Source organism: Bradyrhizobium sp. SEMIA (assembly GCF_014844175.1).
Taxonomy (GTDB): domain Bacteria; phylum Pseudomonadota; class Alphaproteobacteria; order Rhizobiales; family Xanthobacteraceae; genus Bradyrhizobium; species Bradyrhizobium arachidis.
This window is the reverse complement of the sequence record NZ_CP046601.1, coordinates 8045381-8072354: the sequence shown is the minus strand read 5'-3', so window position 1 is coordinate 8072354 and position 26974 is coordinate 8045381. Positions and strand designations below refer to the sequence as shown.

The 26974-nt window shown below is 59.5% G+C and carries 24 protein-coding genes, 1 tRNA gene and 1 pseudogene; 9 read left to right on the top strand and 17 right to left on the bottom strand.

Annotation, left to right across the window (positions count from 1 at the left end):
* Positions 1–10 precede the first annotated feature (10 nt).
* Both FOM02_RS38735 and FOM02_RS38730 read left to right on the top strand, forming a co-directional pair.
* Positions 11–1375 carry a DUF6538 domain-containing protein gene (locus FOM02_RS38735; RefSeq protein ID WP_027563519.1) on the top strand — a complete coding sequence of 455 codons (1365 nt, stop codon included), beginning with the start codon at positions 11–13 and terminating at the stop codon, positions 1373–1375.
* 565 nt (positions 1376–1940) lie between these two features.
* On the top strand, positions 1941–2819 hold the full coding sequence (locus FOM02_RS38730) for a hypothetical protein (RefSeq protein ID WP_027563521.1): 879 nt from the start codon (positions 1941–1943) through the stop codon (positions 2817–2819).
* A gap of 23 nt (positions 2820–2842) precedes the next feature.
* Here the strand turns inward: FOM02_RS38730 and FOM02_RS38725 are convergent, their stop codons facing one another.
* The 5 genes from FOM02_RS38725 to FOM02_RS38710 all read right to left on the bottom strand — a co-directional run bounded on the left by FOM02_RS38725 (position 2843) and on the right by FOM02_RS38710 (position 8041).
* Positions 2843–3613, bottom strand: coding sequence for a hypothetical protein (locus FOM02_RS38725; RefSeq protein WP_027563522.1), 771 nt, complete (start codon positions 3611–3613; stop codon positions 2843–2845).
* A 113-nt stretch (positions 3614–3726) separates the two neighbouring features.
* Positions 3727–5433 carry a hypothetical protein gene (locus FOM02_RS38720; RefSeq protein WP_027563523.1) on the bottom strand — a complete coding sequence of 569 codons (1707 nt, stop codon included), beginning with the start codon at positions 5431–5433 and terminating at the stop codon, positions 3727–3729.
* Between the two features lie 24 nt (positions 5434–5457).
* A complete protein-coding gene (locus FOM02_RS47395; protein WP_416207741.1) occupies positions 5458–6063 on the bottom strand; it encodes a mismatch-specific DNA-glycosylase in 606 nt (201 codons plus the stop codon).
* 38 nt (positions 6064–6101) lie between these two features.
* On the bottom strand, positions 6102–6875 hold the full coding sequence (locus tag FOM02_RS38715; protein WP_141263269.1) for a hypothetical protein: 774 nt from the start codon (positions 6873–6875) through the stop codon (positions 6102–6104).
* Between the two features lie 50 nt (positions 6876–6925).
* Positions 6926–8041, bottom strand: coding sequence for a DUF2806 domain-containing protein (locus FOM02_RS38710; RefSeq protein ID WP_265440988.1), 1116 nt, complete (start codon positions 8039–8041; stop codon positions 6926–6928).
* Between the two features lie 117 nt (positions 8042–8158).
* Here FOM02_RS38710 and FOM02_RS38705 point away from each other — a divergent pair, with 117 nt between their 5' ends.
* The 3 genes from FOM02_RS38705 (at position 8159) to FOM02_RS38695 (ending at position 10036) form a co-directional block, all read left to right on the top strand.
* A complete protein-coding gene (locus FOM02_RS38705) occupies positions 8159–8863 on the top strand; it encodes a recombinase family protein (RefSeq protein ID WP_027563526.1) in 705 nt (234 codons plus the stop codon).
* Between the two features lie 146 nt (positions 8864–9009).
* On the top strand, positions 9010–9249 hold the full coding sequence (locus tag FOM02_RS38700; RefSeq protein WP_027563527.1) for a hypothetical protein: 240 nt from the start codon (positions 9010–9012) through the stop codon (positions 9247–9249).
* 280 nt (positions 9250–9529) lie between these two features.
* Entirely contained in the window at positions 9530–10036 is a 507-nt protein-coding gene (locus FOM02_RS38695) for a hypothetical protein (RefSeq protein WP_028146482.1), read from the top strand.
* A gap of 6 nt (positions 10037–10042) precedes the next feature.
* Here the strand turns inward: FOM02_RS38695 and FOM02_RS38690 are convergent, their stop codons facing one another.
* The 5 genes and pseudogenes from FOM02_RS38690 to FOM02_RS47385 form a co-directional block, all read right to left on the bottom strand.
* Positions 10043–10693, bottom strand: a complete 651-nt coding sequence (locus tag FOM02_RS38690; protein ID WP_027563529.1) for a hypothetical protein — start codon at positions 10691–10693, stop codon at positions 10043–10045.
* A 42-nt stretch (positions 10694–10735) separates the two neighbouring features.
* Positions 10736–10837 (bottom strand): GIY-YIG nuclease family protein, encoded by a 102-nt coding sequence (locus FOM02_RS47390; RefSeq protein ID WP_347336538.1) that lies wholly within the window; start codon positions 10835–10837, stop codon positions 10736–10738.
* A 41-nt stretch (positions 10838–10878) separates the two neighbouring features.
* A complete protein-coding gene (locus FOM02_RS38685) occupies positions 10879–11412 on the bottom strand; it encodes a hypothetical protein (RefSeq protein WP_027563530.1) in 534 nt (177 codons plus the stop codon).
* Positions 11409–11780, bottom strand: a complete 372-nt coding sequence (locus FOM02_RS38680) for a hypothetical protein (protein WP_027563531.1) — start codon at positions 11778–11780, stop codon at positions 11409–11411. The genes FOM02_RS38685 and FOM02_RS38680 overlap by 4 nt, the downstream gene beginning before the upstream one ends.
* Before the next feature lie 84 nt (positions 11781–11864).
* Positions 11865–12122 (bottom strand): annotated as a pseudogene (locus FOM02_RS47385) (transposase); the annotation flags it as partial.
* A gap of 1149 nt (positions 12123–13271) precedes the next feature.
* On the opposite strand from FOM02_RS47385, the gene FOM02_RS38675 reads away from it, so the two are divergent.
* Positions 13272–13901, top strand: a complete 630-nt coding sequence (locus tag FOM02_RS38675) for a hypothetical protein (protein WP_028146485.1) — start codon at positions 13272–13274, stop codon at positions 13899–13901.
* A gap of 473 nt (positions 13902–14374) precedes the next feature.
* On the top strand, positions 14375–16324 hold the full coding sequence (locus FOM02_RS38670; RefSeq protein WP_231164179.1) for a hypothetical protein: 1950 nt from the start codon (positions 14375–14377) through the stop codon (positions 16322–16324).
* Positions 16325–16542: 218 nt separating this feature from the next.
* On the opposite strand, the gene FOM02_RS38665 is transcribed toward FOM02_RS38670, so the two are convergent.
* Entirely contained in the window at positions 16543–16818 is a 276-nt protein-coding gene (locus FOM02_RS38665; protein WP_027563535.1) for a hypothetical protein, read from the bottom strand.
* Between the two features lie 45 nt (positions 16819–16863).
* Positions 16864–16953: transfer RNA gene (locus FOM02_RS38660), tRNA-Ser, on the bottom strand.
* 196 nt (positions 16954–17149) lie between these two features.
* On the opposite strand from FOM02_RS38660, the gene FOM02_RS38655 reads away from it, so the two are divergent.
* Positions 17150–17491: a hypothetical protein gene (locus FOM02_RS38655; RefSeq protein WP_027563536.1), complete on the top strand. Its 342-nt coding sequence runs from the start codon at positions 17150–17152 to the stop codon at positions 17489–17491.
* Between the two features lie 157 nt (positions 17492–17648).
* On the opposite strand, the gene FOM02_RS38650 is transcribed toward FOM02_RS38655, so the two are convergent.
* The 3 genes from FOM02_RS38650 to FOM02_RS38640 all read right to left on the bottom strand — a co-directional run bounded on the left by FOM02_RS38650 (position 17649) and on the right by FOM02_RS38640 (position 21753).
* Entirely contained in the window at positions 17649–19112 is a 1464-nt protein-coding gene (locus tag FOM02_RS38650; protein WP_027563537.1) for a trehalose-6-phosphate synthase, read from the bottom strand.
* A gap of 334 nt (positions 19113–19446) precedes the next feature.
* The gene (gene otsB / locus FOM02_RS38645) at positions 19447–20262 is read right to left on the bottom strand and encodes a trehalose-phosphatase (protein ID WP_027563538.1); all 816 of its coding nucleotides are present in this window, start codon (positions 20260–20262) and stop codon (positions 19447–19449) included.
* A 3-nt stretch (positions 20263–20265) separates the two neighbouring features.
* Positions 20266–21753, bottom strand: a complete 1488-nt coding sequence (locus tag FOM02_RS38640; protein WP_092218475.1) for an MFS transporter — start codon at positions 21751–21753, stop codon at positions 20266–20268.
* A 175-nt stretch (positions 21754–21928) separates the two neighbouring features.
* On the opposite strand from FOM02_RS38640, the gene FOM02_RS38635 reads away from it, so the two are divergent.
* Positions 21929–22312, top strand: a complete 384-nt coding sequence (locus tag FOM02_RS38635) for a DUF3175 domain-containing protein (protein WP_027563540.1) — start codon at positions 21929–21931, stop codon at positions 22310–22312.
* Between the two features lie 183 nt (positions 22313–22495).
* On the opposite strand, the gene FOM02_RS38630 is transcribed toward FOM02_RS38635, so the two are convergent.
* The gene (locus FOM02_RS38630) at positions 22496–24529 is read right to left on the bottom strand and encodes a methyl-accepting chemotaxis protein (RefSeq protein ID WP_027563541.1); all 2034 of its coding nucleotides are present in this window, start codon (positions 24527–24529) and stop codon (positions 22496–22498) included.
* Between the two features lie 206 nt (positions 24530–24735).
* Positions 24736–26775: a methyl-accepting chemotaxis protein gene (locus tag FOM02_RS38625; protein WP_027563542.1), complete on the bottom strand. Its 2040-nt coding sequence runs from the start codon at positions 26773–26775 to the stop codon at positions 24736–24738.
* Positions 26776–26974 lie beyond the last annotated feature (199 nt).

Below are 26974 nucleotides of genomic sequence, written 5' to 3'. Positions count from 1 at the left end.
GTATGGTTTGATGGCAGACACCAAGTATCTTCAGAAGAAGGGCAACACGTGGCGGGTGGTCGTAGAGATACCCAAGCCCCTTCGACAAGCCGCCAACGGCAAGCCTCGCTTTGTGAAGTCGCTGGGCACGGAAAGCCTCACGGAGGCGAACCGGCTTAAGCACAGCCACGTTGCTGAGTTTAAGCGCCGCATCAAGATGTATGAGAAGGGGCAAGCTGACCCGCTCGCCGCCGCGATTGGCGCGGCCATCGCCTTCCGTGAAGCGTTCGCGTCTTCCGACAACGAGTACCTTGCGCATGGCGATCAGGAGAGCTTTGCCGCCAGCGAACTGCTCGACGTGGTGAACCAAGAGGCTGAAGCGCTGTTGGAGGCCCAAGGCCCCGAAGCGGAGCGGTTGTTCCGCAGTCTCGCGACTGGCAAAGCGACGCTCATCCGCGACCACTATCCAACGTGGTTGACCATCTGCGAAGGCACGGAGCAAACCAAGGCGCAACACGAGGCCGCCATTAAGCGCTATCTCGTTTGGGCTGGCGAGTATACGTCCATCCAAGCCACCGACCGTCGCAAGGCGGGCGAATACGTTCAACTGCTGAGAGATGAGAAGTTAGCACCCAAGACGATCCAGAGGCACCTTTCGACGCTTTCGACCTTCTGGCGATGGCTAATGAGTAGCGGCCTTACCGACCCGAATAACCGCGACAATCCATGGCGGGAGCACGGCGTTGGCAAAAAGTCGCGCAAGGGCAAGACGGCTACCCGGAAGGGCCTCACCAACGAGAAGCTAGTGAAGCTCCTAAAGGGTCGATATCGCACCCCTCGCTACGCCAACGTGCTTGCAGACCTCACACGCCTTGCCCTGCTGCACGGAGCCCGGCTTGATGAGCTTTGCTCGCTCAAGAAGGTCGATGTTCATAAGCGCGCCGATGGCTATTGGTTCGTCATCAACGAAGGCAAGACCGAAGCCGCCGCGCGCGAAGTGCCTATCCACAATCTCGCTGTGCCCATCCTGAAGCGCCGCTTGAAGGGCAACGATGAGTATCTGTTCCCCGGACTGGTGCCGGGAGGTCCCGACGACAAGCGCTCTTGGAACGTCAGCAAAGCCTATGGGCGCTTCCGCAAGCAGCCGGATGTTGGTGTTAGCGCGCGCTTCGAGGACTTCCATGCTCTTCGCAAGACTTTTGTGGACCTCATGGAGGGCTTGGAGGTGCCTGAGAGCACCGTGAAACTCATCATCGGACACGATAGGGGCGAGGATATCACGTATGGCGTCTACTCGACCGGCCAACGCTTGGACCTTCGCAAGATCATCGACAAAGTGGATTACGGGCCTGAAGTCATGAAGACGATTGCATCAGGAGTTGGCACGGCGGCGTAGGGGTCGCATAGTCGGCTAATGGAAGCAGCGACCCACAGCACATTCCAGCTAACCAGGAGCGGCAGCGGCTGCGCGTTCATATCTCCGATAGGCGAGATACAGCGCATAGTCCGTGCGGGCGAGCGGTTGGGTCTCGATCCATCCGACACCAACGACGTATTCACGATGAACTCACTCTCCTTGCTCGTCGCTCGTGGAGAAGCAGAGCTTCTGCGAAAGGCCGTTTTCAGGCTCCTCGGTGCGCGGCGCGCTAATATGCAGTTGGGCTGCTTCAGCCGCTTCGGTGAGTGCGAGAACGGCCTATTCGGTCTGCGGTTCTCATCATTCGGTGTTTCATGGCCTCCTATCGTTGACGCGCAAAACAATCCAGCGCCCCCGACCTTTCAGCTACACAAGGGCTACCGCATCAGATGCGCGGCCTGGGCGGTGATGTCCTCAAATAGACGCGCCGTGTTTGCTAAGATGATCGCCGTACAGATTGTCAAAGCACCTCCTAAACCTCCACCGTTCGAGTTTGAGCCGATTGAGGGCGAATTTCTGTTCTCACAAGGAAGCGTTCAATCCAATGAGCGATGACCTATCAGACGATGCCCTTCTGTCGATGGTGGTGAAGGCCGACGAGGAGCTATTCGCCGCTGGGGAGGACATACGACAGCGACAATTCCGCGTTCCCAGCGTTGTAATGCGACAATTGGGGTACGTCTCATTCGGCCTATTCGGGGATTACACTTCGCCAATACTCAAGCGTATCAGGGCACAATTCGCACGGCTCTATAGCGCTCACGATCTAGCCGTAGGTGGCCATATCGGCGTGTTCATGTTCCGAGACATCTTTGGGCGAATTGGCATCCCGCATGGATATGGAACGGTGCGGATAGTTCCAATAGACCATGTTGAATTGACAGACGTTCAGAAACACATACTGGCCAGCGACTCCGCTGCCTTTGATGCATACCATGATCAATTCGCCGATCTTTTTGACCTTGAATACGGTGTTCGTGAACTACGAGCGCCCTATGCACAGATGGAACTAGTAGAAAGATTTCTCAATCTGTCTCGTTTGCACCTCCACGGCGCCGCTGCAATTCTCACGGGCGGATACGACTTCAGAGGCGCAGTGCAAAGCGGGCTCCTCGCCACCGAACTAGCTTTGAAAGCGTTGGCCGCCGCAACCGGGCTAGGCGAGAACGACATCAGAGACGGTTACGGGCACCATATCGACCGCCTCATCAATTACTTGGAACCTAAGTGGTCAACGCTGGACGCTGCAAGAGTGCGGAGGGTAACGGAGGCGCAGCCACGCTATGTCCGCAACCGATATGCCAAGGAGCAGCCTAAGCGCGTGGAAGTTGGTCACACAGTTATGGGCGCGCAATTCGTCGCTGGCGAGGTAACGCGTCAATTATCTGATAGGGACTTCAGAAAGGGGGCAGGGCAACCGTAGCCCCGCAATTACCCTCAGTAGCACTATGGAGCTTGACGGCACCTGACCGCCAGATTGTGCGCGAACGTAAACACGTTGGTAGCCAGACCTTCAAAGGTGCCGCCACTCAACACAGCTAAGAGTTCTACGCACGCGCCGGGGCTGCCTTCGTCGGGCTCGCGACGCTCAGAAAGCGCTGCTGCAATAATGTCCTGAGAGCGCTTCTGTTGTGGCGTTGGAGGATGAGTTTTGGCCCACTCATCGGCATGGCGGAAGCCATTCGCTCCTGCTTCAATTATAGCTCCTATGGAGTGACCACTGACGGATGGCCCCATCATGGACCAGTAGCGCTTTCCCTCGATATCGTCCCTGAGCCGAAGAAGAACGGTGCTGAGCATTAGCATCAGCGAACCTGCATAAATGCCCGCGCCGAAGACCGCTGCGGCTTGTCGGTCCCACACGTCGTGCAAGGCTGCGCCAAAAGCCCCGGACGGCATCCGATGCCCACGCATGATTTCTTCGTGCGCCTTGTTCCCCACGGCGTTTAAATCGTCGTCCAGAGCGCGGCGCTGGGACTGCATTTCGTCTACGGTCGCGAACAGGTAACGAAGGTGCGCCTCGCTATAGCGCCACATCTGCACGAGCCGGAATAGCCCGTTGTAAGCAATGTCGCCGTGCTGAGGGTCGCCGTCCTTTGTCGTTACGAGGTCACCAGTGCCGTCCAGGGACCAATCACCCATCTCGGTCAAAATCGTTAAGTTGTAGGTTTCGACGATTTCGTCGTACGGCCTCGCCTTAATGTCACCCGCTCTCATTTCGATCCCCTGTTGACCTCCGCGAGGCCATCGAGAAGGTCGCGTGTGGTCCAAAGATTCATGGAGGCGGTAGACGCTGCTTAGAGCGTTCAAGCCCCACCACAGCCTCTAGCCTACCGCCTTTGAACGCTAGTTAGTGTAGTGATGATGCGTTCGAACGCCTCCTCACACCGCGCGCAAAGGGACCGAAAGTGCGCGGCGAGTGACCCATGGTCTCTTAAGGCGCTCGCTTCCAGCTTCGTTCGCTCTCCAGTGTGATGCCCCGGCACCTTGCTTCTAAGGTGGTGTAGTTCCTTGAGTGGTTCCGCGATTTGATCTGCTGTTAGGCTATCCTCGGACCGTAGTATTTCCTGAATTAGTTTGAGACTTTGCCATGAGGGCTCGAACTTGACGCCAGAAGCTGTTGCGAGCTTGCGAAGCTCTGTCGCCACGAAGCCTTCCACGAGCATTTGGTCCAAGGCAAGCAACTCGTCGGCCCATTCCTTCGAGGACGTCGTAACCGGATAGTGCACTCTATCGCGCACCTGCGACCCTCTCGCGCGCCACCATGGCGGGGAATCACGATCAAGCTCGGCTACGGCATATCGCATGGATTGCAGTGGATCACTCTCGGTCGTCCACTCTCCCTTGAAATCCGTTTGGAAAGCGCGCTTCGAGATGGGGGCCTTGGGCCACTCATTATGAAGTTTCCAATGCTGCTGCTCCTTGAACGGTAGGTTCTGGAGATACCCTATATAGGTGTGAACTTGACCAGCTTCATTGATGTCAAAGGTCTTCAAATGCCAAGAATTGCGGCAAGTGATGGAGCGATCTGCCAAATCGTATTTGTCTGGGTCTGCCTTATACTTGGTCAAAACCTCTGGGCTGAAAAAGGCGGGAGATATCTCGAACGGCTTCTCGGACTTTGTGAAATAGTTGCTTAGCTCAAAAGGCGCGCACGACCATTCCACCAGCCGCTTGTTTTTCCAGTCGTCGATTTTGAAGTTTTCATACTGACGAGCATTTGGGTCATCTTCTCGCTTCCACTCCTCAATCAACTCGTCAACCGTGACATTTGGTCGAATGATTTGCCCGCCGTGAATGTAGCTCGCATTTTCACCTGATAGCGCTGAGTTGTAGAAAAGGTCGGGGGCATCGAAGTGGCGTTCCGCATTGTCCCAATGGCTAAATGATCCTGGCCTGAACCTCGTCAGGTCGAACTTCCGATAAAGAGCGTATCCACCTACTGCCATAAATTCCGCCAAGGGCTTGGTCTTGATCAGCACGAGTGTCCTACTGCGGTCAAAGTCACCGGTGCCAGCGTCGCGAAACACTTTGATGACTTCCTCTAGGTCACCCTCCGAATTTAGACGACAGTACGCGCTCCGCTCGGCAATGAAATGCAAACCAAGTGAGTGAACAAGCTGTTGACTTAGCTCTATCGGCGGGTCGTAGTTCGGCATGCCCTCAAAGGACCGACGAAATACAATCGGCTCTGCCCCATGAAGCGGGTGCTCCTCAGGTAGGTCGAAAGGAGGCTCAAGGTACATCTGATGCCCATGTCCGCCGCCCCACGCTTTCTGAATGCACCAGGCTTCATCGACATAAAAGCTGGTATCGTACAGCTTGTCTTTGTCAGGATTGATGAGGTTAGCGGCGCGCGCGAATATTGAGATGATCAGCAAGCTTTGGAAGCTCGCGTAGAGGATCACGGATTCATGCTCCTCCTCTGTCAATAGGCGCAAGCCATCTCGTTCTGCCCCGAGAAGCCAATCCTTGTCGGCTCCTAAAGGCATCACGTGGGCCGAGCTAATTCGATCAAAGAATTTTCGCTCTTGCATGCTGCTCTACGTCCGATGAATTCACTAAACCTTCCGCCAATCACTTAGTCCGAGTGCTATTGTGCGCGACCAGCGATCATGGAGACGATGAGTTTCCTGGCCCGGTGGGGGTCGAGGTTCGCACCGTCTCCGCAAATCGAGCCAATGCCTCTTTTGCTCACTCCACCATCGCTCACCCCACCTCGACGATGTAGTTGGCAAGATGAAAATGTCGGTTGCTTGATGCGCCCGCTGGCGGCCGTATTGAGCAGAACTCCCGCAAATCACTCGGCCAGCAGTTCTGCTGGTAAAGGCGAGGTAGCGCGGCTTGTGCGTGCTCAACGCTTCGAGAAGGCGCTCAGGCGAGAAGGCGCTTTTGGGCAACTCGTCGTCGTTTCCGGAAACTCGCTTGCACAGGTCGGTCAGGCCAATACCAAATCGTTTGAGCCGTCCATATTCGCTCGCCTCTAGTTTGTGGTCAGTGAAGCCGCACTCATGAAGTATGCTCCAGAACCGATTACGTTTGTGAGCATAGTAGGCCCCTTGCCGCGCTGAGGTGCGTCCTGGCGCGGTGCCGCAGAAAACAACGGTGAGGTTAGGACCTAGAAGGTCGGGAAGTACGTCAGTCGTCTCGCTGGTCGTATGGACCATCAAAGCTCCTCCAGCAATTCACCCAACCAGTACGTGAGTTAGACCAACATCGCCAAGAATCTGTAGATGTCGCCCACCTTGATGATGTGAAATCGATCCTTCCCGCCTGTCACGACGAGCCCCGCGAAGTAAGCGCGAAATTCCCCAGCCACTGCCTGGACGACAAACGCCGACCCTCCACTCATGCCATCTGGATCGAAGTCTAGCGGCTCATCCGTGCGAAGGCACATGAGCGCTGGATCGTAAGAAGATGGATCAGGATGACAGACGACAATTCGCTTCACCTTGCCGATGTGGTTCCTTTCCTCAAGTTCATATCGCTGGTCGCTGGATGGAAAGCCCGCAACGACTGCAAACATGATATCTGTGGCGGGCGCGTCTGGAGGAACCTCCCGCAGCGTAAAGAACCGCTCCTTCAGGTCCTGATGGGCCTCGCACGGCTCAGTGAAGTCGAAAGCGGCTAGGTCGAGATAGTGCGGATTGCTCTCGTCGTTGAAGTGGCGCACGCCTGAGGAGGTAATGAGCAGTTTTCCGTCCCGTCCAAGCAGCGAAACGTCCTCCGGCTGACACCCGCGCAATTGATGATTGGTGCAAAGCAAGAAATATCGCTCAGCAAATTTGATAGGGACGGCTGATCCGACTAAAGAGACCTTGTAGGTTTCATGATCGTTCCAGACGAAAAGGTTCTCCACGTAGCGAGCAAGCGCCATAGACAGAGTTGAAGCAGGGATCAGAAGGCCATTGAGGGCTACGCTTGTCCCGACCATCCGCTCAAGAGCGTTCCGTGTTGGTTGACGACCCTTTGCTGTCACGTGCGGCGCCTCAAGTACGCTCGTCTCCCATGCTCACTATCATTGGTCGCTCATCGCGCCTCGATATCGTACCGCTCGTCGGCCCACAAAAGGAGCTTGAATAGTCGAGCACTGATCCGTTCGCTGAAGGACCTCCAGTCATTGCTGCTACTGGCTTTCGTCAAAGGGTTCTTCCGCGTGAGACGTATCGACCAAGGTTGCCCATCAGGAGCAAGACTTGGCAAGATCGTTGCTGCTTGCTTACGTTTCAATTGATTGAGCAGTATCAAACGTAGATATTGATGCTCGTGCTGTTCGCCCAACGGCACGTCCTCAGACCGACGGAAGACAGCGCTGGCAATCTCCCTTCCCCGCAGCGTCAATGCGTAGTGACTGCGCAGATCGGCAGGAAGCGGTCCAGTGCGTTTGATCGCCTCAAAGGAGAAGTCTTCGAAACTGTATGTTCCCTCGTAGAGGGTGTTGTCGATCAAGCCCAAATCGTGAAGTATGCCTAAGTTGATACCTTGCGGATCATGCTCCCCCTCTTCAGGCTCGGGCAAGAAACCGAACGTTGCTACCACAGCCACAAAATTTCTGAAGCTTTCCGCGATCTGCGCGTCAAATAATCCAAGCGTCTGTAGCGCGGCCGCAGACAGCTTGGGGGCGCCCTGTATGGCGACTGAAGAGAGCGCGCGCGCCCATAACGATTGAACGTCGCTATCCGAGACCTTCTGAGCGAGGTCGGCGAACTTGAAGAGCCAGTCTTCGTCAACTTCGCGGGCACTGCCGTTCTCAGGGTCGCGCTCAACGTATTCCAGCGCGCGCCGCTCAATCGCCTCCAAATTCAACTGTTCGCGCGCCAATTCGATGCGAAGCCGTTCCGCACGCCGTTGAAGGGCGGCGTTATGCTCTAGGTCCGCAAGCGCTTGTTCGCGGCCTGCGGCGGCGACAGCCTTAGCTGCATTAATCTTTGCATCTGTTTCGATGGCAAGCCGTGCAGCCTCTGCCTTTGCTTCCTTCTTGGCGACCCACTCGCCAAGCGCTGCGTTACCAAGCCTCCCAAAGCCCCGCACCAACGCCTTTCCCGCGTCGCTGCCAACCTCGGCGAGAGCCTCTTCGGTCGGCTGGCCGGGCAAGGAAAGTCCGCCACCCGTCTTGGCCGGTTGCTCAGTTTTGGTTGCGCTCATTCCACCCTCCTGACTGCCGCCAAATAATTGTTCTCAACTGCAAGCACAACCTTATTGACTTGTACACAAATTCATCTAACGTCCGTTACATCGAAATGTGTATGAGGGCTTTTGGCCGTGGCACAGGGAAAATTCATCTCCTATTTGCGGGTCTCGACCGACAAGCAGGGCCGAAGCGGCCTTGGGATCGAAGCGCAGCGGGAAGCCGTCACGAGCTACCTCAACGGCGGCCGGTGGACTTTGGTGGCCGAATACGTCGAGACCGAAAGCGGCCGGAAGTCGGACAGGCCCAAGCTTACTGCGGCTCTCTCTCACGCGAAGGCTATCGGCGCGAAGATGGTCTTTGCCAAGCTGGACCGCCTGACGCGCAACGTTGACCTCCTGCGCTCCCTCGTGGCGAGCGATGTAGACTTGGTGTTCTGCGACCTCCCAAGCGTCCCTCCCGGCCCCATGGGCAAATTTCTCCTGACACAGATGGCCTCCGTGGCAGAGCTTGAGGCCGGCCTGATAGGCGAGCGCACAAAGAAGGCATTGGCAGCGGCGAAAGCGCGCGGCGTCAAGCTGGGCAACCCGAACGGTGCTCGTGCTCTCCGGGGCAAGCAGACCGGAAACGCTGAAGCGATCACGAGGATCAAAGAGAAGGCCGCACAGCGCGCTATGGACCTTCAGGGCATCATTGAGAGCATCAAGCGCTCAGGCGTCACGAGTGTCCGCGCCATCACTGAAGAACTCAACCGCCAAGGCATCAGTGCACCGCGCGGGGGCGAGTGGCACCCTACAGCCGTTGCAAGGCTGCTCAATCGTCTCCCTAAAGCCGCCTAAGCACAGCCAGGAACGGACCCATGCTGATCCATCTCACCATCGCCGCCGTCATCCTCTCAGCCCTCGTGCAGGACCGCAGCATGATCCTTGGGAGCTTGGCCGGGCTTGGTGCAGCCCTTTACATTGCCTGTTAGGAGATTGCCCCAATGGTCAGTGCTCAAGTGCTCAACTGGACAAATGCCAGTGTCGTCTTTGCATTCCTCGCGGCGCTGCTATGGGGCGCATCTGCGGCGGTGAACATTCCCCTGATTGGATCAGGCTGGGGCGCGCTCGTAGGCCTTGACGCGTTCTATGCCGCCATGAGGAAGGTAGCTCGCCTCAACATGCTCGCTGCGGCATCTGCGGCACTCTCCGCTCTGTGCCAAGCGCTTTCGCTTGCAGTGTAGCCTAGCCATTGTCGGGAGCCGTTAGCCGGATTTAGGATGGCAGTAATAAAAGCATGAAGTCTCGTTCGCTCCGAAGCGGCGCTTGGGTCTCTCGCCTTCATTCGCTGGCTTGGCAGCTCCCTTGGCCTCTAGGGTCCCTGCCGGCCCAATGAATTGGCACATTTCTTGAGAAATCGATTTCAAAATTGGGGTCTAAAGTCGCCGTTGTTGTTCGACCAAAGCGGCGCGTGAAGCTATCGGTCCCTAGAGAGCCGCGCCGATAGGCAAAGGGTCCCTCGACATGTACAAAGCCCGAAAGGGTCTCTCCCTAGCGTTCAACACACAAAGGAATGTCATGCTCCCTGAGCAGTCGAAGAGCGAGAGAGACCAGCGGGGAGCAGCGTTCCATGAGGCCGGGCACATAGTCGTGGCATGGAGCCTCGGTCTAGCGGTTGGCGGTGCTGAAATAGCGATTGGCGGCGATGATGCGAAGGGAACTGCTGAAGTTCAAACCCCCGACCACCTGGACCTACTAGAACAGCTTGCGATCTGCGCGGCTGGCCTACAGGCTCAAGAGATCTTCGACGCGCCGACGCACGAAGGAGCAGGCTGGGGCGACTACGGAAAAATGGTGGAGCTACTAGAAGACTTCGAAGAAGACGAGCAAGTCCGGATGATGCATCAAGGGCACGCTCGTGCCTCTGACCTTGTTGCTTCGAACCGCGCAATGGTTGAGCGACTTGCTACCGCATTGCTCGACAAGAAGCGCTTGGAAGCCGACGAGGTCGCAAAACTACTTGCGGACTGACCAATATCAGCGTTCGGCGAGGAAGCTCTGGATGTCTCTAATCATGCTGGCAACGTCTCCCCTCTTGAAGCCGTTGCTGTCCCCATGCGCAGCGCTGTTGCGAATGTCGGCCAACGCTGTGATCTGCTTCTGACGAAGCTTGTTGTAGACGCCAGCCTTAGCCAAATCCGCATTCATCTTGTCGAGCTTCCCGATCGGCAAGTCATTTTCGGCGCACATCTGACGAAGAGTGGTTTCCAGCACAACACCTGCAACGACCGCAGCAGCAGTTTCGTAGCCGGAAGCTAGTAGTTCGGTAGCCTGATCGAGCTCACTGTCAAAGACTTCACTTTGAAGGAGCGTTTTGAGACTGGAAAAATAGCCGCCCTCGAAATCTTCTTTTGCGGCCAATAGCACCGCGCTCAGTCGACGAAATATCTCGTAATTGGTCGTATACATCGTCGGCTCTTCGAGCTTCACGAACTCTCGAAAGTGTTGAGAGGTCTCGCCGCACACAGTGACCAGCAGATGCCGTACCTTTACGGACCAATTGATGAGTGTGTTCTGATCGATACGGTGACCGCCATAAGAAGGACCTTGCTCGTATTTCTTAGAGGCTTCAATAGCGTCCGCTTGCTGGCACAATTCATCAAATCGACGTCCGAAATCCACCCCCATGCGGCCCTCCTAGCTTACGCAAATCTTGGTCAAACACGCGGCTTACTGGAACTTCCGACGCTTGAACGCGGCCACATCCGCGCCCGTGAGCTTGAACCACTCGCCACTGGCTCGCTTGTCATTGAAACGGCGGTGCCAGTGAATGCCGGACTTGCGAGGTACGGAAGCCCTCTTGCTGCTTCAACTTAGAAGATCGGTTTGCCTATCGATCGACATACGCCATTCCGCATATACTTCATACCTTCCGATTTCGAACCGGTCGCGTTCCGGCCAGCATGGTGAGTGGTCTCCATGAAGAAGCTGTACTCTCCAGTTTCTTGATTGATGTATGACTTCATCACCCTGCTTTCGCTCCCTGCGTCGATGGTGCTCGGATAGACAGCTTTGCCGGTACAGATGACGACCCCATTCTTAAGTTCGCAATTTCCGGTGTTCAAGAATGCGGAACCATTGTCCGCCAATTCTCCCTCTCTCAAGCTTAGAGTGGTTGAAAACGTCTTAGGCGACAAAGATTCGATGGTTGGCTTGCTGAGTATAATCGTGAGCTTTCCCTCGCATTTTAGCAGTAGATTTTTCGGCAATTCATCGGCAAGAGCACATACCGTCGAAAAGCATACCAAGATCACGGCTCGCGTCGTGAGCTTGCCCCAAAACCTCATGCACATCAGCGGTTCTCCAATGTCGGGAAAGGCGACGCTCGAAGCTTTCGCAGAACTCATCTACCGCTCCCGCCGACCAACACCCATTGCAAGAAGCGCTCTGTGCGCTCGACGTGAGCCTCAGTCGCAGGCGGCGTGAACTGCAATGTCGAAAGTGCTCCAGCCGCTAAAGGCACTCGGGGAGCCTTGTAGGTGCCTGCGGCTTTCTTTGCTCTCCTGCGTGCCGAACTTGCTTTGCTGTTTCTGTGCTTGGGCAGGAAAGGCTCAACGTGAATTTGAACCGTCTTGCCGAACAGCGGCAACGGGCCTCGATAGTTCTCAACAGCCTCTAAGAGCTTCTGCACCATGTGCCACGCGGTCTTATAGGTTACGCCCAATGCCCGCTCGACCTCTCGCACGGTGACCGGCTTGGGCGACGTGTTGAGCATGTGCGCGGCCCGAAGCCACGCAGCAAGAGGAAGCTTAGACCCCTCAAGCGGAGTGCCAACCGTGACGGTGAATTGCTTCCTGCATTCGGAGCACAGATAGAGACCAGGGCGATGAGACGTGCCGCCTATCTCGGAAACGACAGGACCAGACGCCGCGCAGTGCGGGCATACGGGGCCGGTGGGCCACCTAATGCGCTCCAGAGCCGCCCTACAATCTTCCGCCCGCACGAGACCTCCAAGGTGTTTTGCCTCGTATATACGAAGCAGGCTGGAAGAGCAACTTCTTGTAACGAAGTCAGAGGGATGAGAGTTACAGCGCGTACCTATACACGAAGGGCTCATTATCGGGCTATGGGTCCTGCTGCCGCCCGCCATTCCAAGGACGACCGCTGAAATCGACTTGAAGAACGACAGCTAAAGCCCTTCGCCGTTGTTCGATTGAAACGCGCGCGTCAGACGGCGCTCCAGAGACCTTTATGGCTTTCAATTCAGCGAGATGATCGTTTTCTTGACTACCTTTACAGGAGACCATCACACATCGACTTCACGAAGCCTCACGACTACTTCGGAGCATTCTTCCACGCCTGCATGACACCCACAGAGCTATCCAAGCTCAGGGCGGTCCTCCAGCACGGATGGACCGAAACCGATCTTGCCGAGTTCGCCAGATGGCATACCGGCAGACCCTTCCTCGCCGTGAACAGACGCACGCTCATGGCAGTGATCAACTCGGCATTGCTGCGCGACCGCTTCGCTAAACGGTTCCTCAAGGAACGCGGGCAGCGTCCCATCGCTATGCATGCCTCTCGTCCCTCCGCAGAAATCCCTCACCGCAAAATTGACAACAGCAAATCCTGACAGCACTCGAAAGGCGCCCCAGCTTCTCCGTAGTGTGTGCCCTCACTTCGCTCAACGCGTCATCCTTGGACGGGCCTACGCCAACGGCTGGGACGCTCCAACGCTCATCAAGCTGGCAGGGGCCTTCCCGGCCACCGGCCGCCCCCGGACCAGCCCGTGCAAAGCGGCCTACCATCAAGCCATCATGATCGGCTCAGAGCGCGCCTTCGACGCCTCTCAGCCCTCCAACGCCTATTGGCTTATGTCAAAGGCTCCGGCCGTCGATAGCGATTGGCCGCACTAACTAGCGCTGCTCCAACCAAGGAGCGAAGTGCTGGGGTCTCTGGTAGCTTCTCGGGCAGCGCTTCGGTGTCTGGCTCTTTGTCATCCACCAACACAGGCGGGCAGGCTCACAGCAACGTGCAGCCTTCAAGAGCGGTAAACTGGATTATCCGCATCGGTTGATCCTAGCGGTCGAGGGAGATGGGATTTGGCTATACGCTCAGGTCTCATCTTCTCCAATTCGTCGGCGATGAAAACGACGACTTTAGCCCACTGTGGCGGACGCAAGCGGACATGGGGCAACCTCATGTGATAAATCATGCACGCGGCCGAGTTTGTCGCCGCGCTTGCCAAGCTGCAAAAGGGCCAACCATGGCAAAACCGAAGCTTCGTAATCTCAGCCGTCGCGAATTGTCAGAGGAAGATTATGTAGCGGTCGTAGAGCAACTCGAAGCGCCTGACGTTCCAGACATGGTAGCTGCGATACTTGGTGCCACGCTGGTTGAGCACCAAATCGAGCAAGCGCTTCGCATTCAGTTGAAACACGGAGACGCAAGTACGTGGGGCCGCTTAACCGATCCCACAGGTCCGTTACGCGATTTTAGCTCAAAGATTGCCCTCGGTTACGCGCTTGGCCGCTACGACGAGGAGATAGTTGAGAACCTAAGCATCGTGAAGAATATCAGAAACGCGTTTGCGCATGCACGGACTCTTCTCACCTTTGACCACCCCACTGTCAAAGCGGAGCTAGGGAAGACCAAGCCAATTCGACACGGCAAAAGGACATTAAGCGTCGCAACTTTGGCGATCGGGGTTGAAAAGCGAGCTTACCTAAGTTTGTGCTTTTCCATCTTCATGTACTTCCATCTGAAGCTTGTTCAATCTGTCAAGCGGCGCGAGCGTCACCTCGAAGCGAAACGCGAGGAGCTTCGGTTCTTGGAAGAATTTATTGCGTCTATGAAGGCAGCAAAGCAATCTCGGTCTGGTGGTCGTACAGCGTGAGGTACGTAGGCGACCGCGATCTGCATCAGGAACGACCCTCAGGCTTCCAGCGGGCCGCACTCACGCGTTTAAAGGCTGAAGAGCTGCCGGTAAGGCAGCGTGAGTGCCACTGCGTCGCTGTTCCTGCTAGGACTCACCTTCCAGGCCTCTGAATGGCAACCATAATAATTATCGAATAACTATCGTCAGAACAGCCTCAGGCTTCGCAGCGGGACTCACTGGGGCGTTCTGATGTTGGAGGGCGGGTGGGAGATAGCCGGAGAGCTCAAAACGGCTCTATGGAGTCCCTAGACGCTCCTGAAGCCATGTCTTCTACGATCAAATAAACACACCCCTGAAACCTCTAGAGAGAGGGGTAAGAGCTTGAGGAGTGCATTTGACCTCTCAAGCCTCGCCAGACCTCCAGAGCAGGCACGAGCCCCCCCTCGTTGCCACCAACGTCAATCTCAAACCAACCTCAAGGTCCACCACTCATGACTACCGTTATCGGTATGCACGAGCAGTACGCTCTCGTGCCACCGCTGGAGTTCGTGTCCGCAATGAACGATCATTGGACACAGACGCTCCACATGCCGTCCTCAGGCTCCCTGCGCTCCCTTTGGGAGACGATGGGGAATGTCTTTGAACGATCAATTATCGACAACATCAGCGAGCGTGATGCGCGCTGGAAGGTCCTTCAGCCCCCCACCGGGTCAGGGAAGACACAAGGGGCGTGCCTTTACTCGGCAATGCAGGCGAGGCGCAATCGGGACGCTTTAGCCCACCTCAAGCCTGTGGGTGTGCTCCTCGTGACTCGCCTGATCAAGCAGGCCGACGACCTCGCTGCTCAGGTCAACGCAATGGCGGGGGCGAACGTCGCTGTTGCTCATCACTCAAAGAGCGGAACTGATGCCGATGATATCGGGCGATATGACGTTCTGGTCGTGACACACCAAGCCTTCGTCAATGCTGCTGAGACCTTTGCCGGTGCCGCATGGTCGCGCCTCGTGCAGTGGAACGGAGGTCGTCGGCTCCTGACCATCGTTGATGAGGCGTTAGCCAACGTGGTGGAGGAGAACAAAGTCACGCTGGAGAGCCTTCAGTTTGTCCTTGGCTGTGTGCCCTTTGATGTCGCGCAAGCTCATCCTGACCAAGTCAAGCTCGTCGAAGCGCTCAAAGACGCGTTGGTACAGCAGGCGCAATCTGACACCAACGACGGCACGGCGAAACTGATGTGGAGGGATGGAGGGGCAAGAGAAGCACTAAACGCTCCCCCGGCTGCCATGAAACCTCTGCGTGAGGCCATGCGCAAGGTGAAGTACGATCGGAGGATCAGGGAGGGCAACACCAAGCGCAACATTGCCAAGCTGGTGGACGATACGCTCGCGAGCATCCAAGCTCTCACGGATCGGTGGGCCTACTATGCTCGCATCGGTAAGGACCACTCGCTCAACTCCTCCACGCTCACGGTCTCCTATGCTGTCCCCGGTGCGGTGGTGTTGGATGCGACAGCCAGCCAGAACTTCTTGTGGGAGCTATTCCAAGGCAGAGCACAAATCGAGCCTATCTGTGCCGGTGCTCGCAATTATCGAAACGTGACCCTTCACGTCGCGAGAGCCAAGGGTGTTGGCAAGACCACAATGGAGAAAACATTTGCGGCGCGCTACGCACGCTTGCTGGAAGCGCTTGAAGCACAGTTGGGCTCTGAGAGGTCGTTGTTTGTCTGCGTCCATAAGGACTATGAGCACGCTGCGGAGAGGTTCAAGCATCCCTTCGAGCGCGTCGGCTTCGGCCATTGGGGAGCCGTGGATGGCCGCAACGACTGGAAGGACTATGATACGGCGGTGCTGTTCGGGTTGCCCTATCGCGACCTGATATGGCCCACGAACGTGTTCTTCGCTCTCCAAGGCGTGCAGGACGATGATTGGCTGAAGGCGCCAACGTGGAAGGGTTACACGAACGTCCGCCGCCTGATGCAGCAGCGTCAAATGTCCGTGGAGATTATCCAGGCCATTAACCGCATTAGATGCCGTAAGGTCGTTGACGAGCACGGCGGCTGCAATGCGGCTGAGGTGTTCATTGTCCTTCCCGCCGACAGCATGGGCGATGCCATCCTGACGGACATCAAGGCCGACATGACTGATATCGATGTGGTGCCTTGGTCCTTCGAGATGGATGGTCCGAAAGTGCTGCGACCTCGTGAGGGAAGCGCGCATGCAGGACTGATCACGCTGATGCGGAATACTGAGCCCGGCGAGAATATCCCTATGACCGCCGTGCAGCGCGCTTTGGGGCTGAAGCCAAGGGGCATGGATAAACTGAGGGCAGTTCTGCGTAACGCCTCTCACGCAACTTGCAAGGCTCTACACGAGATTGGCGTGGAGTACGTGTCAGGCAGAGGGCGAGGAGCAAAGAGCTTCCTCGTGAAGCACGAAGCCGCCTAAGGCGGTCGGATCAGACTTGGCCGGTGAGGTCCCGCATGGGGCTTCATCGGTACATTTCGGTCTAACAATAACGTCGCGATCAACCGCGCCGAGCCTGATATCAACAACAGCGCGCACGGAAACCTATCAGGACAGAGAAAAGGCCCCACGGCGAAACCGTGAGGCCCCTCTGTGCTTCGCGGCTTCTGAGCGGCGAAGTGATGGACGAATGGTGTTGATCACCGCTGAGGTGCAGCCCTACGCGGCTTCTTTATCTTCCTCTCCCTCGTACCGGCCACACGCTGCTCCACGAAGGTCTGATGGACCTCCCCGAATGGCACGCCAAACCGCTCCGCAATCTTCTCCAGCGAGCCGCCGACTTGGTTGGCGAGCACGTCAAGTTCTTGGCTGAGCTTCGAAGCGGACTGCATGAGACCTAGCAGCGTCGCGAGGTCTGCAAGCTGCTGAGCAGTGCGGGTGTGGTTGGCGGGTGTGGTTTGAGATTTCTTGCTCATCGTGAAGTCCTTGTTTTATAAGGTTTTATAGGACTTCAGGAGTACTGGCGGAGAGAGTGGGATTCGAACCCACGGTACGGTTTCCCGCACACACGCTTTCCAAGCGTGCGCCTTAAGCCACTCGGCCATCTCTCCGGAGCGCCCTCTCTTGAAGGGGCGCCGATGATTTTGCAAGGGATCGCGGAGAAATCGGGTGAATTTTCCGCAACATATTGTATTTGCACGAGAATATCGCGTGTCACGAGACCGCTCGGAACCACCGAGGGGCTGAACCGGCGGAGGGTTTGGCGCGACGATTCACCTGAGCCCACCAATGACCGCCGGGGACGCCATGACCATCCGCAAGACCATCGCCGCGCTGAGCCTGATTTCGGCCCTTGGCTCAGCCTTTGCCGCACCGGCCCTCGCCCAAGTCTGCACCCGGCAGGGCGTCGACGTCAGCTGCGACGACGGGCGGCGGGGCATCCTGTCGGGCAACGCCATCCTGTGGCCGGACGGGACGCGCTCGAGCTCGACGCCGCATCAGAGCGTGATCATCGGCAACAAGAGCTCGATCCATGTCGGCCCCGGCGTGTTCGTCGGCCAGGGCAAGGGCATGGTGCCGCTGGATGATCCCAACGCGCCGAACAAGCGGCAATGCGCGATCCTGGATGGCGTGTCGTATTGTTATTGAGGTTTTCGTCTTCACCTCTCCCCGCTTGCGGGGAGAGGTCGGATCGCCTTTGCGATCCGGGTGAGGGGGTACAGGTCTCTCGATGGATCTCACATGTGGAGAGAGGCCCCTCACCCCCCGACCCTCTCCCCGTAAGAACGGGGAGAGGGAGGAGAGGCTAAATCAGCCGCACGCCCGAGATCGCCGACTTCAGCCAGCGCAGCGCCTGCGGCGGCTGGGAGACAAGCGGGGCGACTGCGGCCTTCTCGGTCCGGCACTTCTCGAGCTCCGCGACGAAGTCCGCCGACCATTGCTGGATGGTGTGGCCGCGCAGCTTTTTCATCATCGCGTCCCAGCGCATCTTGCGCTCGGTGAGCGGCATCGCGGCGGCGACCGCGATGGCGCGCGCCATGCCGTCGATGTCGTGCGGATTGACCAAGAGCGCGGTGTCGAGCTCGTTGGCGGCGCCGGCGAATTTCGACAGCACCAGCACACCGGGATCGGCCGGGTTTTGCGCGGCGACGTATTCCTTGGCAACCAGGTTCATGCCGTCATGCAGCGGCGTCACCACGCCGACCTGCGCGGTGCGGTAGAGACCGGCGAGCACGGCCTGGCTGAAGCCCTTGTTCAGATAACGGATCGGCGTCCAGTCGACCTCGCCATGGCGGCCGTTGACGTCGGTGACGAGGCGCGCGACCTCGTTCTGGAGATTGCCATAGGCCTCGATGCCGCCGCGTGAGGGGTTGGCGATCTGGAGCAGCGAGATGCTGCGCGAAAACTGCGGCTGCTCGGTCCAGAGCCGGTCGAACGCGCTGATGCGGTTGACGAGGCCCTTGGAATAGTCGAGCCGGTCGACGCCGATCGCAAGCCGCTCGCCGTTGAGGCTGCGGCGCAGCCGCGAGACATCCGGATGCGACGCTGACTTCGCGGCATAGGCTGCGAACTTCTCCGCATCGATACCGATCGGGAAGACCTCGCAGCGGGTGCGGCCGTGCTGCGAAAGCACGATACCATCCTCGACGGCGAGGCCGAGCTCACCGCCGACATAGGAGAGGAAGTTCTGGCGATCCTCCTCGGTCTGGAAGCCGATGAGATCGTAGGCCAGCATCGCCGTGATCAGCTCGCGATGATGCGGCACGCCCTGCATCACCGCGGCGACCGGCCACGGCGTATGCAGGAAGAAGCCGATCGGATCGTCGACGGAAAGATCGCGCAGCTCCGCGCCGAGCGCGAGGAAATGATAGTCCTGCACCCAGAACGCGGTCTTGGGTTTGCGGAAGCGCATCAAGGCGCGCGCCATGAAGGCGTTGACCTCGCGATAGCTGACATAGTCGTCGCGCGAGACGCGGATCAGATCGCTGCGCGAATGCAGCGCCGGCCACAGCGCCGAATTGGCAAAACCTTCGTAATAGCCGCCGTAATGCGCCGCCGGCAGATCCAGCGTCGCAATCGCGCCGGAACCCAGCGCCTCGATCTCGGCAAACGGTTCCTTCTGATGGCCGTCGCGCACACGGCCGGAGGAACCCACCCAGATCGCTCCTGAATGTTCAACAACTGGAAGCAACGCGGCCGCCAAGCCGCCCGTCATGGGCTCGTTGGGCTTGCCGCGCGCGACACGATTTGAAACGACAACCAAGTTCACAGGTCGTCCCCTCCTGTTCATTCCACCCCGTTTAACTGCCGTTCATCAATATGGTTCCTGTCATGATTTCTTCGGATTGAAACCAAAATCGGGCATGCGCGTTGGAACTGGTTTTCCTTGCGGAACCTGAAATTCCACTGCAAAGACAGTATTTGCGACTGATCGCGCAGCACGCATTGCGGCGCGCAATGATACCGCGCCGGGCTTATTGTGTCGGTGACGTGGCGTTGCCTTGGTTTTACCTAAAGCGCGTTCGCGCTTTAGGTAATTTTGAGCATGATGCTTTCGGAAAACCGATCGACACTTTGCGCCAACGCGGCCCTTCGGGTCCGGATCATGCTTTCGGGTCGAGCAGGTGCGCGAGGAACGCGCGCACGTCGCTCGGCGCGTCGAAGTGGCCGTTGACGCCGATGGCGCGGCGGCCGACCGAGAAGGCGAGGCCATTCATATCGGGCATGATCGCGAACACGGTTTCATCCGTGACGTCGTCGCCGATGAAGATCGGGCGGCGTCCCTTGAACGGCTCGTGCTTCATCAGCTCGCGCACGCCGCTCGCCTTGGTGAAGCCCGAATGCTTGATCTCGCAGACGAACTTGCCGGGCAGCACCTCGATCGGCGCATTGGGCAGATCGGCGCGGATCAGCGAGACGGATTCGTAGATCGCCTTCTCCGCATGCGGCGCAAGGCGGTAATGCAGTGCCAGCGAATAGCCCTTGTCCTCGAGCAGGATGCCGGGGCTGAGCTTGGCGATCGCAGCGAGCCGCCGCTTCAGCTCCTTGTCCAGCGGCGGTGCGTGCACGTCGTCCGCTTCGTTGTCGACCGACAGCCGCATCTCGGCGCCGTGACCGGCAACGGCGCGGAAAACATCCGGCGCGAAGATCAGGTCGATGTCGTTGAGCGATCGGCCGCTGACCAGCGCCAGCGCGCCGGAGGTGCGCTCCACCAGCGCTTTGAGCGTCTCCGACAGGCCCGGCGGCACCCACACCTCGCGCGGCGTCGGCATCAGGTCGAGCAGCGTGCCGTCGATGTCGAGCAGGATCGCGGTTTCGCCGAGATGCGGCACGAGCGCATGCGGCACCGGCACGGCGTCGGGAGCTTCATCATCGGCCATGGCGCGCATCTGATCCAGTTCAGCGAGTTCTGATGTCATAGTCTACTCCATGAAGGCGAGCGGCCGCGCAATTTGTTCGAGCGATTTGCGTTCCGCGGAGACGGCATAGCGCCACGCCACGATCGCGGCCGCGATCATCAGGAACGATCCCAGCAGATAGCCGGCGAACACGCTTGTGCGCGATCCCGTGTCGATCAGCGCGCCGAACAGCGCCGGCCCGATCACGCCGCCGATGCCGGTGCCGACCGCATAGAACACCGCGATCGCCAGCGCGCGGACTTCGAGCGGAAACGTCTCGCTGACGGTAAGATAGGCCGCGCTCGCGGCGGGCGAAGCGAAGAAGAAGATCACCATCCAGGCGATGGTCTGTCCCTGCGCGCTCAAGGCGCCGATCGAGAACAGATAGCCCGACAGCGCCAACAGCAGGCCCGACATGCCATAGGTGAACATGATCATGGTGCGGCGGCCGAGCGTATCGAACAGGCGGCCGAGCAGCAGCGGGCCGAGGAAGTTGCCGGCGGCGAAGGGAAGCAGATACCAGCCGACGTGTTCGGCACCAATGCCGTAGAAATCGGTCAGCACCAGCGCGAAGGTGAAGAAGATGGCGTTGTAGAAGAACGCCTGCGCGCTCATCAGCACGAGGCCGACCAGCGCGCGCTGGCGATAGACGAAAAACAGCGTGTGCACGACCTCGCGGATCGGCGTGTGATCGCGCATCTTCAGCCGGATCTTTGCGAAGCGCCCGTCGCTCGCATGCTGGTCATGGCCGATCACCGAGCGTTCGATCTCATCGACGATCGCATGGGCCTGGTCAGGCCGGCCATGGATCATCAGCCAGCGCGGACTTTCCGGGATCCACATCCGCATCAAGAGCACGACGAGGCCGATGGCCGCGCCGATCAGATAGGCGAGGCGCCAGCCGAGATCGGGACCGATCACGGCGGGATCGAGCAGGACGATGGCTGCAACCGCGCCCATTGCTGCGCCGATCCAGAAGCTGCCGTTGATGACCAAATCAGTCCAGCCGCGATAGCGCGCCGGCACCAGCTCCTGGATCGTCGAATTGATCGCGGTATATTCGCCGCCGATGCCGGCGCCGGTGAGGAAGCGGAACACCGCGTAGCTCGCGATATCCCACGACAGCGCGGTCGCGGCCGTCGCGGAGAGATAAAGCGCGAGCGTGATGAAGAACAGCTTCTTGCGGCCGATACGGTCGGTGAGCCAGCCGAAGCCGAGTGCGCCGAGCACCGCGCCGGCGAGATAGGCGGAGTTGGCAATGCCGAGATCGAGATTGGAGAATTGCAGCACCGGGCTCTGCTTCAGCGCGCCGGAGAGCGCGCCGGCCAGCGTCACCTCGAGCCCATCCAGGATCCAGGTGATGCCGAGCGCCAGCACGACGCGGGTATGAAAGCCGCTCCACGGCAGCGCGTCGAGCCGCGAAGGAATGCTGGTCTCGACGATGCGCTCAGTCGCGGCCGCCGCCGAGATCGCAGGTCCATAATTCAACGCTGGGCTCTGCTGCAATTCCATCGCGTTGTTGTCTGACCAATGAAAGCAGCCCCGGTTCACAGGATGTGGACAGGGGCGATGATGGAGCTGGGGCATTCGACCTGCCACCTGCGACAACGTCTGCGGCGAAGGCAGGTTCCCTTGGGAACGGCCGCCAATACCGCCCGTTTCCGATGGAGCCGCAAGGAGTTGACGCATGGCTCATGTCAGAAAGACGACACATTCGCGCAAAACAGCCGGCCACAAGACCGCGCGCCGGAAGACCAGCGCCCGGCGCAGCACCGCGCGCAACAGCACCAAGCGCGCCGCGCCAAAGCGCTGGTCACAGCGCGTGACAAAAGAGAGCGACGCGCTCGACCTCAAACAGGGCGTATTCAAGCTGACCAGCGCGAAGAAGATCGCGGCCTCGCTGAAGCGATCGGCCGAGCACAGCTCGCGCCGCAAGACCGGCGCGTACCGGTCGGCGCTGTCGATGCTGACCTTCTACATCAATCGCGCCGGCAAGACGCTGCCGAAGACGCAGCGCTCGCGGCTGGAGCGTGCGAAGGTGGAGCTGAAGCGGGCGTTCGGGAGGGAGTGAGGTTCGCGCTTCTTGCTCCGCTGTCGTCCCGGACAAGCGCAGCGAAGCGCAGATCCGGACCCATAATCACAGGGAGTGGTTATCGGGCGAGCGGGTAACTCCGAGTCTTCGCCAAACCGCTCCCTGTGGTTATGGGTCCCCGCGTTCGCGGGGACGACAGTGGAGGGTGGCGCTACAGCGGCCTTACGCCGCCCTGATGTTCGCCATGAACCGATCGAGCTCGGCGCGCAGGCGGGTGCTTTCGCTGGAGAGAGATTTGGCCGAGTTCAGCACTTCCTCCGAGGCCGAGCCGGTTTCGGCGGCGCCGCGGTTGACCTGCCCGATGTCGGTGGCCGCGGTCTGGGTGCCCTGCGCCACGGTCTGGACGCTGCGCGCGATTTCCTGCGTCGCGGCGCCCTGCTGCTCGACGGCGCTCGCGATCGAGGTCGAGATCGACGAGATCTGGCCGATGGTCGCACCGATCTCCTTGATCGCAGCGACGGACTCGGCGGTGGCGCCCTGCATGCCGGCGATATGCGAAGAAATCTCGTCGGTGGCCTTGGCGGTTTGGCTCGCCAAAGACTTCACCTCGCTGGCAACCACCGCAAAGCCGCGACCGGCTTCGCCTGCCCGCGCCGCCTCGATGGTCGCATTCAAAGCCAGCAAATTGGTCTGCTCGGCAATCGCCGTGATCAGTTTCACAACTTCGCCGATCTGCTGAGCAGCGTGCGAGAGCTTGCCGATGCGGCCGTCGGTTTCCTTGGCCTGAACCACGGCAGCTTCGGCGATCCGGCTGGAGTCGCGGACCTGGCGGCCGATCTCTTCGACCGAAGCCGAGAGCTCTTCCGTCGCGGTTGCGACCGACTGCATGTTCGAAGAGGCCTGCTCGGAGACGCCGGCGACCTGGCTCGACAGGCTCTGCGTCGTCTCGGCGGTACGGGTGAGCGTCGAGGCTGCCGATTCCAGCTGCACTGCGGAAGACGAGACGTTCGACACGATGGCGCCAACGGCGCTCTCGAAGTCGTCGGCAAAGCGGATCAGCTCGGAGCGGCGGTTCGCTGCCTGCTCCTTGTTCTGGGCTTCGCTGGCGGCGGCGTCGCGCTCGGCCTTGGCCACGGCCTGGACCTTGAACTCCTCGACAGCGCTAGCCATCTCGCCGATCTCGTCCTTACGCCCCAGGCCCGGCAGCACGACATCGAAATTGCCCGAGGCAAGCTCGCGCATCGCCTTGCACATCGCGATCATCGGACGCGAGATGCCATTACCGAGCATCAGGGCGAGCACCGCGCCGACCGCGAGGCCGCCCAGCGCCATCATCAGCATCAACTGCTCGGTCTCGCCGATGGTCGCATTGGCGCTCGCCTCGATCCGCTGCTGATCGGCGGTCAGGTCCGACCGCAAATCGGCCGAAAGCTTGAGGATCGACGCCGCCGACTTGGTCATCTCGCCGTTCGACTTGACGATGATCTTCACATTGTCGGTCAGCTTGGAGAACGAGGTGCGATACTGCTTGAGCAGATTGCCGATCTCGGTGACGCGATCGGTGATCTTCTGGTCGTTGGCATAGATGGAGACCAGCAGAGTCTCCAGGAACTTGATGCGGGCGACGACGCCGTCGGCGTTCTTCGGCTCCGGCTTGGCGACGAAGGCGCTCACCGAGGTGGAGACCGCCAAATATTGCGAGGTGACGTCCTTGGCCGTGGTCTGGACCGACGCAAGGCCTGCCAGTGCAGCCGTGTCGGCGAGATCGTCGAACTTGAAGCGAATCTTGTTGCCGACGCTGTTGAGCTCGTCGGCCGCGATCTTGTTGTTCTCGCGCGTCAGCGTGATGATCTCGCTGAAGATCTTGGCGAAGCGCTGGAACTCGGCCTCGAGCTTGCCGACCTGCTCGCGGCGCGCGGCTCCGGTCGTGGCCGCCATCGACTTGGCGATCGCGCCCCTCAGATTCTCTTCCGCCGCCTTGGCCGCGGTCTCGTCGTCCGCCGCGCCGGTCAGCGTATAGGCCCGCGCCAGCCCCTGATAGGCGATCAGGTCGCGATCCACGGTCCGGGCGAGATCGGCTTCCGATACGCTAGCCCGGTAGGAAGCTACGGCGCCCTGGATCCGCTCGAAGCCGAAATATGCGAAAGCCATGCTGACGGCGAGGATGGCCAGCACCGCCACGAAGCCGAGGATGATTTTTGCGCGAAAGCGCAAGGTGAACAGCTTCGATGAGCTCGGCTTCGACTTGGCAGACATTCCCCCACCCCATTCCATTCGCGGAAAACCAGGCGCAGTCCGGAAGCAGCCCGCTTCCTGACTCATCGGCACGTTACGGGGCAAAGGATAAGCTGTGGTAAATTTGTGCCACCGCAACTGGCGGTTAGGTGTCGCAGGGATGCGCACTCCGCTGTCGTCCCCTCGAACGCGGGGACGACAGCGAAGGGTGGGCGCTATAGAGAGCCTTACGCCGCGCGGATATTCGCCATGAAGCGGTCGAGCTCGGCGCGAAGGCGGGTGCTTTCGGATGAGAGCGACCTGGCCGAGTTCAGCACCTCTTCCGAAGCCGAGCCGGTCTCGGCGGCGCCGCGGTTGACCTGGCCGATGTCGGTGGCCGCGGTCTGGGTACCTTGCGCCACGGTCTGGACGCTGCGGGCGATCTCCTGCGTCGCGGCGCCCTGCTGCTCGACGGCGCTCGCGATCGAGGTCGAGATCGAGGAGATCTGACCGATGGTGGCGCCGATCTCCTTGATCGCCGCGACCGATTCGGCGGTGGCGCCCTGCATGCCCGCAATGTGCGAGGAGATCTCGTCGGTCGCCTTCGCAGTCTGGCTCGCCAGCGACTTCACTTCGCTGGCAACGACGGCAAAGCCGCGGCCGGCTTCACCGGCCCGCGCTGCCTCGATCGTCGCATTCAAAGCCAGAAGATTGGTCTGCTCGGCAATCGCGGTGATCAGCTTGACGACTTCGCCGATCTGCTGGGCGGCATGGGAGAGCTTGCCGATGCGGCCGTCGGTTTCCTTGGCCTGAACCACGGCAGCTTCGGCGATCCGGCTGGAGTCGCGGACCTGGCGGCCGATCTCTTCGACCGAAGCCGAGAGCTCTTCCGTCGCGGTTGCGACTGACTGCATGTTCGAAGAGGCCTGCTCGGAGACGCCGGCGACCTGGCTCGACAGGGTCTGCGTGGTCTCGGCGGTCCGGGTCAGCGTGGACGCCGCCGATTCCAATTGCACGGCCGAGGAGGACACGTTGGAGACGATCGCGCCGACCGCGCTCTCAAAGTCGTCGGCAAAGCGGATCAGCTCGGAGCGACGTGCGGCGGCTTGCTCCCGGTTCTGGGCGTCGCTCGCGGCGGCGTCGCGCTCGGCCTTGGCCACCGCCTGAACCTTGAATTCTTCCACGGCGCCCGCCATCTCACCGATCTCGTCCTTGCGCCCCAGCCCGGGCAGGACGACGTCGAAATTGCCCGAGGCAAGCTCGCGCATCGCCTTGCACATCGCGATCATCGGACGCGAGATGCCGGTGCCGAGCAGGAAGGCGAGGACCGCACCCAGCAGTGTGCCGCCGACGGCCAGCATCAGCACCAGTTGCTCGGTCTTCCCGATGGTTGCTTCCGATTCCGAATCCAGCCGCTGCTGCTCGGCGACGAGATCCGCCTTCATGGCGGTGGCGCCTTGCAGGATCGCGCCGGCTGAACCGCTCATCTCGGTGACGAGCTCGTCGACTAACTTGGCGTTGGCGATCAGCTTCTCCAACGCTTCGCGATAGGCGACCAGGATGGTCTTGGCGTCCTTCAGGCCGGCGACGATCTTGTCGTCCATGGAATAGACCGCGCCGAGCGAGTTCTCGACGAATTTCAGCCGCGCCAGCGCGCTGGTCGCGATCGCCTGGTCGGACGTCAGCACGAAATTGGTGGCCGCGGCGCTCGCGGTCTGAAACTGGGCGTTGACCTGCTTGGTGCCGAACTCGATCGACTGCGCCTCGGAATCGGAGGCATTGTTGCCGATATCGTCGAGCTTGTACTTCAGGAGATTCGCTTGGCGCGTCAGTTGGTTCTGCACCAGCAGCGCACTGTCGCGCTTGGCCTGGAGCACCTTGGCGAAGGTCGCGGAGAAATTCGAAAACTCCTTGGCCAGCTTGGAGAGGCTCTCCTGCCGCGCCGGCGTCTTGGCGCCCTTGACGGCCTGATCGATGGCGCTCTTCAGGCTGGCTTCAGCGTCCAGCGTCGCCTTGGCGTCGTCTTCCTTGCCGGTGACGACGAAATATTTGACCGCCGAACGGTAGCCGAGCAGCTCGCGGTCGATGTTGCGGGCAAGGTCCGCCTCCGAAACGCTGGTGCGGTAGGACCCGACCCCGGCCGACACCCGCTCGAAGCCGAAATAGGAGAAGGCCATGCTGCCGGCGGAGATCACCAGGACGGCGGCGAAGCCGAGGATGATCTTGGCGCGGAACCGGAGGGTCGGAAAGATTGTGCGCTTAGACGGCGACGCGATACGCCCGGACATTCCAACCCCCATTTATTCTATTCAGCCGCGATCCGGAGGCGCCCCGCCCCCCGACCTGGATGCGCAAAACTAAGGCAGAATCGATAAGGGGCGGTAAATTCGGCACGCCTGCGCAAGGCGGACTTGATCGGCCAGAGGCCGACCGGTGGGATGACGGCTGGCATCCCACGCGGCCAGCCGGTCCGGCCACAGAATCCCC